9 protein-coding genes and 2 pseudogenes are annotated in these 7278 nt (G+C 30.4%); all 11 read right to left on the bottom strand.

Annotated elements, in window-relative coordinates; genetic code table 11:
• Positions 1 to 184: pseudogene (locus tag ACJAX4_RS20515) on the bottom strand (hypothetical protein); the annotation flags it as partial.
• 212 nt (positions 185 to 396) lie between these two features.
• Positions 397 to 570 carry a hypothetical protein gene (locus ACJAX4_RS20510; RefSeq protein ID WP_435791293.1) on the bottom strand — a complete coding sequence of 58 codons (174 nt, stop codon included), beginning with the start codon at positions 568 to 570 and terminating at the stop codon, positions 397 to 399.
• 32 nt (positions 571 to 602) lie between these two features.
• On the bottom strand, positions 603 to 794 hold the full coding sequence (locus ACJAX4_RS20505) for a hypothetical protein (RefSeq protein WP_435791292.1): 192 nt from the start codon (positions 792 to 794) through the stop codon (positions 603 to 605).
• Between the two features lie 136 nt (positions 795 to 930).
• On the bottom strand, positions 931 to 1386 hold the full coding sequence (locus tag ACJAX4_RS20500) for a hypothetical protein (protein WP_435791291.1): 456 nt from the start codon (positions 1384 to 1386) through the stop codon (positions 931 to 933).
• Positions 1387 to 1403: 17 nt separating this feature from the next.
• A pseudogene (locus tag ACJAX4_RS20495) lies at positions 1404 to 2233 on the bottom strand (tyrosine-type recombinase/integrase).
• 517 nt (positions 2234 to 2750) lie between these two features.
• Positions 2751 to 3155 (bottom strand): hypothetical protein, encoded by a 405-nt coding sequence (locus ACJAX4_RS20490; protein ID WP_435791290.1) that lies wholly within the window; start codon positions 3153 to 3155, stop codon positions 2751 to 2753.
• 438 nt (positions 3156 to 3593) lie between these two features.
• A complete protein-coding gene (locus tag ACJAX4_RS20485) occupies positions 3594 to 4424 on the bottom strand; it encodes a hypothetical protein (RefSeq protein ID WP_435791289.1) in 831 nt (276 codons plus the stop codon).
• Positions 4425 to 4524: 100 nt separating this feature from the next.
• Positions 4525 to 4833 (bottom strand): tetratricopeptide repeat protein, encoded by a 309-nt coding sequence (locus ACJAX4_RS20480; RefSeq protein WP_435791288.1) that lies wholly within the window; start codon positions 4831 to 4833, stop codon positions 4525 to 4527.
• Between the two features lie 630 nt (positions 4834 to 5463).
• Complete coding sequence (locus ACJAX4_RS20475) at positions 5464 to 6096, bottom strand: hypothetical protein (protein ID WP_435791287.1); 633 nt, start codon at positions 6094 to 6096, stop codon at positions 5464 to 5466.
• Between the two features lie 39 nt (positions 6097 to 6135).
• Positions 6136 to 6720 carry a hypothetical protein gene (locus ACJAX4_RS20470; protein ID WP_435791286.1) on the bottom strand — a complete coding sequence of 195 codons (585 nt, stop codon included), beginning with the start codon at positions 6718 to 6720 and terminating at the stop codon, positions 6136 to 6138.
• A gap of 81 nt (positions 6721 to 6801) precedes the next feature.
• Positions 6802 to 7278: hypothetical protein (locus ACJAX4_RS20465; protein WP_435791285.1), on the bottom strand; the 477-nt coding region annotated here is incomplete at its 5' end.

Below are 7278 nucleotides of genomic sequence, written 5' to 3'. Positions count from 1 at the left end.
TTTTTTGCCTTAAATAAGTACAATATCTCTTAACGCATTTTATAAGTTCATATTTGCCTCTAGCTATAGTCTCAATTATATTTTCATCTACAAGCTGACGCACTCTCCTGTCTGTAATTCCAAGGATATTACCAAGGGTAATACTGTTAACAATTGTAATATCTAAGTTCTCAAGTTTTGCCATTAATAACACCCTCTTTCATATGCAATTTCCAGGAAGGAAGTGCAATGTATTTTTACGGTTAAACTTTTCAATATTTGGGTGTCGCTCGCTCCGTAAGGCTTTTGCTACCTCCGGAAGTACCTTTTTTGTTCCACACATCCATCCTAAGCACTAAATATTAACGAATCAATACATTACCTTGCGTATGATTTATACATAGCTCTCTGCCTGCTCTATATCCCTAACAATACTTCTATCACTGCCACCATCAGTCCACCTACTAACATAGTAAGTAAGCCTGCAATCAATCTCTTATGATACCAACATGCACATGCTGTTGTTATCACCCATACATTTGGTAGGCTAATGTTAAACATGAATATATATGTTAATACATTCTTAATCATATGGCTCTCACCTTCTCTGTTGTATAGCACCATTACATCGCATAACTATGCTCACTCATGCATTCCTTTAAGCTATCTGACACCTTATCTACTGCTATCCTTTTACTATTGCAGTAAGGACATACTAAGTATCTATCCTTTGTCATCTTCTTAACATCATTCGTTAACAGTACTAACTCACCACTACATGTTCTACACTTATATCCTGTATACATACCTAACATATCCTCACTCCTCATGTATTTTTAGACATAGAAAAAGCACCAGATAATCTCTAAGATTTTCTAGTGCTTTATAATTACTTAATAATTCTAACTGATATCATAATATCACATTTTTGCCCTCTTATACTATCGTCTTTTATGTAATCCTTAATCCTCTCCTTAATGCAAATAAATCTCTTGCTTTTTTAAGCCACTTATATATAGTATTTTCACTCGCCGAAATATCTACTGCAGCTATATTCACTCTAATATGTATATCTCCTTTTTTAAGTTCCTTATCAGGATTTTTAAAATATACATGCTCTATAGCTCTTACAATATCTTTCTGAAACATATAACACATAAGCTCCGCTATTACTAATTCTATAGCTTCCATATCCTTTATAGCAGCAATTTTTTCTTCTACTGCAGTTTCAGCCGCTATTATTTCAGCTTCTGTTGGAGAACTTATTCCACGAGATCCCCTCTGTTTTTTTGTATAATTTTCTAGTGCATCCTCATATATTTTTCTTCTATATTTATCAGTGTTCTTCCCATTAAGTGCATAAAATCTAAATGCAGCCGTTGAATAATCCCTTAAATAATCTTTCAATTTTTCTTTTCCTTTCACTATTCAAATTTATTAGCTATATTGACTAATTCTTCTTCTGTTCTCCTGGTGTAAATTCTTGTAGTGTTTATATCCGCATGTCCTAAAAGGTCTGCAAGTTCGTCCATAGTAAGATTTCGTTCTCTTATTCCTAAGACTCCATATAGATGCCTAAATGCATGCGCATGGCTCTGCTTAATTTGACCTTTGCTTTTCCGGCATAAATTTTAATGATATAGTGAACCCCTTGTCTATTTAGATTTCCACATTTTCCAGTAAACAATTTGTCTCCTGTATTTACCCTTACTTCTAAATATTCTTTTAAAGCTTTATTGAGTTCCGCAGGTATAATAACCATACGATCTTTTTTCCCTTTTCCTTGAACATATAGCTTAGTTTTGCTTGCATCAACAGGATCGAGTTGAAGTGCTTCGCTCACTCTCATTCCTGTTAAGTATAGACATTTAAAAATAGCCACTGCTCTTTTATCATTTTTGCGTTCAGCAACACCAATCATCCTTCTATAATCGGTTTTGCTTAATATCTCTTTTAAAAACTTACTTCTCTGTATCTTTTCTTTTTTAATCTCAACAATTATCTTTAAATCTTTTTTATCATTTAAAAACTTTATATATCTGTTTACCGCGGTTAATTTTCTGTTAATCGTATGAGTGGATATTTTTTCATTTCTTAAAGCCTTTTTAAAAATAATAATATCTTTTTTAACTATTTCATATTCATCTTTATTAATAATATTTAGAAATTGCTCTATATCATTAGCATAACTTTTAATTGTGTTTTCACTTTTTTCTTCTTCAAAGAGATAATCTTTAAAATCATCTACATACACATATTTCACCTTTCTTTTTGATGTTTTTAGGTATTTTGTCTAACAGAACATAAATTATGTAAGCCTTGTTTTTTTAGCCTCCATCTTTTATTTGTCAAGGCTTACAATGTGCTTTTTTATCATTTATCCGCATTTTTAGTTGATAATCCCAATTGAGAATGTAAAACTAAAAAATATATTGCTTTATATCGCCTATTTTAGCTGCTTAAATACACCCTTGCCTCCTAGTACTTTACTTTTAGAGTGAACTACTCCATTAATCACATCATGTGCTTATAAATCCGCAATCTCTACACTGACCATTTTCAAGTTCTCCACCACAAATAGGACACATACATTCTCACCTCTTAGATATATAAAAGACACCCTTTTACTTAAGAGTGTCTTTTAGTTAAATATATTATATTGTTTGCTTTATAATTTCTTACCAGCTCGCCATCCATTTATAGCTAATAACATAATAATATATTAGTGTTTCAAATTTGTCCACTTACTTGTCCCGTTTATGTCCCGCTTTTTAATTTATATATCCAATTGCTCTTGCAAAGCATTCTAATGCTCTGTCCCTAACTACATAAAATCCTCTCTTGCTTAATCCTAATGATTTCATTACTTGCTCTCTGCTATAATCTTGAAAATATCTAGATTCTACTAAATCTTTAGTTTTACCATTCATTAATCCAAGTCTATCCATTACCTTTTCTATTATATCTACTTTTTGTTTTATCCCCTCTGATATTTCGTAGTCTCTCTCAATGTAACTATCAAAGCTTGTTGATTTTTGGATGTCTACACCATATTTTGAAGGACTTCCAAGTCCACTTAAATCCATTCTTATAATCCAATCCGGATAGCATTTTAGATCTTTCTCTATTTTTTTTATTATTTTATCAGACAATTTAATTTCTTCATAGTTTTCCATATAACCCTCCGTATCCCTTTATTATTTCCTCTTTTGACAAAATTTTTAATGTTATAATGTTTGACAAAAACTAAATAGTCACCGTATCTTTGAAATGCGACGTAAAAATACCGTAAAATTCAATTGAATAATACGGCATCTTTAAGGGATTATTCTGTTTTAATAGTTATGACGCTTAATATGAAGATTACGGACTAATCCAGCTTTATGTATAAAGGAATAAACATTGCAAACAAAGGAATTGCACTTTTTGTTACATAAATAGCCACTGAAACTGCTATTCCTGTTGACAACCAAGCACTTGAATAAACTATATTTTTATTCATTAATTAGTGAGAGAGTGTATTATAAGTACCAAGCCATCACTAAATCTATCCCCCTTTCTATTTATACTCTTTTATGTGTATAATACGTTGCTTTATTACTTTGAAAAAATCCTTAACAAATTTCTTTTAACGTATGTTTATCAATGTCTAATATAAATAATTTATCAAATGTATTTATTGGAATATCATGAATATTCAACTTATTTATTGCGTCCCAATTAACCATATTAGAAAACCATTCTTCATAAACTGGAATCAGTAACCAAATTTTATCTGCTTCCCTCTTATACTTTTTTATCTTTTCTTCTTTTTTTTGTACTATGTCAGTTAATATCTTTCTATCTATGCCTAGAAAATCTGATTCTCCATTTGGTATTACATGATTTTTTTTGTATATACTATCATACCTTCTAATTTTTATGTTACTAAAATACTGATTAAGCAAATCATATTTATGAATCAGTAATCCATTTTCATCAAACATCGTAACATTATCTTCCTTAGGGTAATTGTCACAAAAAAACTTTATTACACTATTTACTAATTTGTTTTTATTTTTCCTATTACCACATTTAAAATTCTTATTATACATTCGCCAATAAAGTCTTATCTCATAAAATGAGTTCATATTTAGTCTATTTAATTCATCTAATATTTTTTCCATAACATCTTTTTTCGCTTTTTCACTTTCTTTACGTTGCGAATCCATATATTCACAAATTTCTATACCTACCTGTTCATCACCAACTTTAATTATATAATCTGGAGACTCTCTTTCAATACCCACCACTTCATTATCAAATTTAACATTATGCCATGAAGGATTACTTCTTTTATATGGTGAAGAGCCTTCATCAATATCGGCTTCTTTGTCAAAATAAAGTTTAGCAAACTTCTTAAAAGCTATTCTCTCTCTCTGCTTTTGCCTCTCATCATTATTCATCAATTATATTTAATGAGAGAGTGTATAGCAAGCACCAAACCCTCACTAAAACTCACTTCCTTTCTTTTAATACTATTTTCTGTGTATAACATGTTAATAACTATTTCATTTTTAATTTATTAACCTTTGTTAATCTTTTTATGAATTTTTCCAATTTGGGTATTCTATCTGCTCTGTTTTTATCAACTACATTTTCAAACACATAAATACCCTTTTCTAACACTCTAATTTCATCATCTAATTTTCCTTGTTTTCTATAAATTACTGCTAATCTATCATATGGATGATTACCATCAAAGTTTTCTGCTATATTTTTTTCATATAAATCAATTGCTTTGTTTAACTCAGCACATTTTTCATATTCAATACCTTTTAAATTTCTATCAACTTGTTTATCTAATTTACTCATAATTTTTTATGTAAGTTTCTACATAAATATTATAAAAACTTACTCATTTTCATCTCCTTTATATGTATTGTGTATACCATCGTACAACTATATAACATTACTTCTTTTTTATGCAATTTGGGTGTTTTTGCCTATCCCCCGAAAAGGTATATTAATATGTTAATATGAGGCAATACCAGTATTCCAGCATACTGAAAAATAATATTTAATAATTTTAAACCATGAATATTCCATAGTTTAAATATTAGTATTAATAAGTAACATTCATTTTGTAATTTTTATTTAAACTCTTGTAAATCATTGATAAATCAAGGAACCGAAAGTTACACAAGTACATTGAATAACTTTCAAAACGCCTAAAATACACATTATCTTTAAACTTCGACCTAACCCCATAAAATTATAGCATATTACACATACTTAGACATCACTATATTTGAATATTAGTAAATATTTTCATTTTCAAATACCGTATTATTCAATTTTCAAAGAACATTGCTCGTACTTTTAAATTCATTAGTTAAGACGTACTTTTTTCATATTCTGTAGTAATTTGATTACATTTTATAAGCTATATACTGTAATATTAGCCCTATAACTATAAGTGTTATACACTTCTTCATGTGTTTGCTAATTTTCATTAGGTACAACCTTATTTAGTTGTTCAGCTGCCATTTTAAGGCCTATTAAGTAAGCTTGAACTCTGTAAGGGATAATATCACCAGCACTAAATATCCATTCGGCTGCATCGCAATCATAGTCGGTTAAATCATCATAAACTTGTCTAACTTCATAAGACCAGTTACTTTTACAGGTACAATTTCTACTTTCGCTTATTAAACCTCTTAAAAGTCTAATATGATTATCTATCATTTCTTTTCGTTCCATATCTTTTTTATTATCAAAATCAAATTCTTCATCATCGTGTATATTGCTTATTTCTTCTCTAATTCTTGCGATTGCTTCATCACTATCAAACGAGTATTTGTCTTCATCAAGAGCCGATAATTTACCATGAAAATATCCAATGTCATAACTAACAACTGACTTAATACTAGCTTTTTCTGTAAAACAAAACACTGCATCACCTATATCGCCAGTAATATACATTCTTGAACCATCAAATACAAATCTAGTGTAATAAGAACTTGAACCCTTTTGCCCCCAACTTAAAGCTGAAACTCTATCATCATACTTTGTAAATGTTGCAATATGATCTTCAAACCATTCTTTTATTTCTATTCCAGTTTTCTTATAATCCATAATCTACCTCCCCATATTTTGTTGCGCTTTATTTAGATATTATGCAGTAACATTTTTAAGTTTGGATGTATAATTCACATCGTACTCGATTTCCACAATAAACTCGGTATCACATACATAACAAGTCATTTCATGTTCTCCGGGTTCATACATATCGTCACTTGAGCATTTTGAAGCGCATATTGGACAGATAATTTCACTCGTATTACAGCAATCATATTCAGAATGTCTTCTCTCTTTCGCTTCTCTCAACACTTCTTCTTTTTTCTCTTCATGTTCTCTTTTATTACAAGGTTGGCATTGAAATCCATCTGGATGCCCCCAAGGTGTTTCAGTAAGTTCCTTTCTATGAGTTCCACATGTAATACAGCGGTCATGCTCCTCACAAACAATATAAGAATATGGCTCGTTGTTCTTTAAACATTTACTGCATCCACAAACCCAATACCAACCATCTTCAAACCTTTCAGCATACAATCCTCGTATAGGCGGTTCCAGCCTAATTTCAGTCAACCCATTTTTATAAAAACTGTCATTCCAAATATTTGTGTTACCAGCACGTATTCGCTGTTCCCACTCCTTTGGTATTTCAGGAATAAATATTTTTGTATCTTTCAATTCCATTAATAATTCATCCTCCTTACTTCACGATATTTAGCTTTTATATGAGAAAGGACTTATAAGCCCTTTCTCTTTCATTATTATTTAAGAAATTATTGTTAAATCAGCGATATCAGCTAATTCTGTTTTTAAAAATAACTTTATACCTTCCATTGCCTCATTTCTCCATGCTCCTCCATCAGCTTCTATAATTGCTGCTGTTGGACCCGATCTCATTCTAAATATAAATTTACTTACTGGCTGTTCTACCTCTGGAAATGTTCTGTATGGTGCTAACATAACCGGATTAGGTATAACTACTGCACCCATTGTTGCAACTCCTGTTTTAACTGTTACTGATTGAGATATACCATCGTCTCCAACTTGTTTAACAGCTTCATCTTTAATACTACCTGTTACAATTAGCAGCTGTTCAACATCATTGTTTTTTACGAAATTTGATTGCAACATAACATTAAATCTTTCTGTTTCAGTAAAGTTATCAAATGCTATTCTAGGTACAATTGCATTGCATTCCATGTACTCCTCTCTATGCTTGTCCGCTTTTAGTTCTGAGGATAA

The organism is Clostridium sp., assembly GCF_051278035.1.
Classification (GTDB): Bacteria; Bacillota; Clostridia; order Clostridiales; family Clostridiaceae; genus Clostridium_AD.
The sequence above is the reverse complement of the archived record's forward strand: the minus strand, read 5'-3'. Positions and strand labels throughout refer to the sequence as shown.

Coding starts and splice junctions, on each gene's coding strand:
- ACJAX4_RS20510 (WP_435791293.1), bottom strand. CDS start 570: ATGATTAAGAATGTATTAACATATATATTCATGTTTAACATTAGCCTA.
- ACJAX4_RS20505 (WP_435791292.1), bottom strand. CDS start 794: ATGTTAGGTATGTATACAGGATATAAGTGTAGAACATGTAGTGGTGAG.
- ACJAX4_RS20490 (WP_435791290.1), bottom strand. CDS start 3,155: ATGGAAAACTATGAAGAAATTAAATTGTCTGATAAAATAATAAAAAAA.
- ACJAX4_RS20485 (WP_435791289.1), bottom strand. CDS start 4,424: ATGAATAATGATGAGAGGCAAAAGCAGAGAGAGAGAATAGCTTTTAAG.
- ACJAX4_RS20480 (WP_435791288.1), bottom strand. CDS start 4,833: ATGAGTAAATTAGATAAACAAGTTGATAGAAATTTAAAAGGTATTGAA.
- ACJAX4_RS20475 (WP_435791287.1), bottom strand. CDS start 6,096: ATGGATTATAAGAAAACTGGAATAGAAATAAAAGAATGGTTTGAAGAT.
- ACJAX4_RS20470 (WP_435791286.1), bottom strand. CDS start 6,720: ATGGAATTGAAAGATACAAAAATATTTATTCCTGAAATACCAAAGGAG.